Annotated in this window: 3 protein-coding genes; 1 reads left to right on the forward strand and 2 read right to left on the reverse strand. The window is 66.6% G+C overall.

The genetic code is table 11. The features are described from left to right. The coding region (locus BRAO375_RS20800; RefSeq protein WP_035641516.1) for a dioxygenase at positions 1-251 on the reverse strand (251 nt) is incomplete at its 3' end. A gap of 219 nt (positions 252-470) precedes the next feature. Further along, the gene (locus tag BRAO375_RS20805) at positions 471-905 is read right to left on the reverse strand and encodes a DoxX family protein (RefSeq protein ID WP_009029416.1); all 435 of its coding nucleotides are present in this window, start codon (positions 903-905) and stop codon (positions 471-473) included. 102 nt (positions 906-1,007) lie between these two features. On the opposite strand from BRAO375_RS20805, the gene BRAO375_RS20810 reads away from it, so the two are divergent. Further along, on the forward strand, positions 1,008-1,217 hold a 210-nt coding region (locus BRAO375_RS20810; RefSeq protein ID WP_035641519.1), incomplete at its 3' end, for a LysR family transcriptional regulator.

Raw genomic sequence — 1,217 nt, forward strand, 5'->3', positions numbered from 1 at the left:
TCGGGCGCGCCCGGCGCGGGGTAGCGCAGCTGATAGAGCTCGCGCGGGAAACCGTAGAAGTCGTAGATCGTCTCGTTCTGCGCGACGACGTTGACGGCGGGGATGTTGGTGTCCCAGTGCGCCGAGATCACCAGGATGGCCTTCGGCCGCGGCAGGCTGTTGCCGAGGCCGGCGAGGAAATCACGCGCGGCGGAGGCCGTCAGCGGCAGCATCGGCGAGCCGTGCGACAGGAAGATGCTAGGCAGGGTCATGTCATGGCTCCTCTGCGCGTTCTGGACTTCGTCAAGATAGCGTCGTCGACCACCGCTGTCGTCCCTGCGAACGCAGGGACCCATACCGCGTGATTGGGGTTTGGGACAGGCTGGCAGTCGACCAGCGTACTCAACTCATTTCCGCCCGTGGTTATGGATCCCCGCGTACGCGGGGATGACACCGAGGGTGTGGCGATGGCTGTGGACCTTTGGCGAGCGTTAGTGCGCGCTGCGCAGCTGAGCGCCGCCGAGGCTGGCGCGGAGGCCGCCGAGAGCGTAGGCGCCGTCGCCGAGCAGGGCCTGGACGACCAGGGTGACGGCCCAGAACGCCGGATATTCCCAACCGCCCTTGGGGTTGTTGAAGAAGAATCCGGCCGAGCCGTGCACGGTGAAGATGGCGCCGAGCAGGATCGGCACCGCGGCGAGCGCGACCCAGCGGGTGTAGACACCGAGGATCAGGGCGATGCCCGCGAGGATCTCCGCGGTGATGGTGACGTAAGCGAGCTCGGGCGGCAGGCCGATGCTGCCGAAGAACTTTGCCGTGCCGGCCGGCGTGAAGACGAGCAGCTTCAGGCTGGCATGGGCCAGGAACAGGCCGCCGAGGGTGAGGCGGAGCAGGAGCGCGGCATAGGGCGCGGTGCGGGAATCGATCATCAGAACCTCCGTGGGGACCCGCTCGGATATGGATCATTCCCCCCTAGGAGATAATCCGGTACAATGGAAATTCAGTTCACACCCAGGGAGTGAGATCGACAGGTGCTCGACCGTCTCACTGGTCTTGAAGTTCTCTCCAAGGTCGCCGGATCCGGCAGCCTGTCTGGGGCGGCGCGCCTGCTCGGGATGTCGCCGACCATGGTGACCAAGCACCTCGCGGCGCTGGAGGCGCGGCTCGGGACCAAACTGTTCCATCGCACCACCCGGCGGCTGACGATCACGGAGGCCGGCCGGCGCTACCTCGATCTCGCC

This window comes from Bradyrhizobium sp. ORS 375 (assembly GCF_000239775.1).
Taxonomy (GTDB): domain Bacteria; phylum Pseudomonadota; class Alphaproteobacteria; order Rhizobiales; family Xanthobacteraceae; genus Bradyrhizobium.

What these genes read in the sequence shown, in the direction of transcription:
- BRAO375_RS20805 (WP_009029416.1), bottom strand. Translation starts at nt 905, where the DNA reads ATGATCGATTCCCGCACCGCGCCCTATGCCGCGCTCCTGCTCCGCCTC.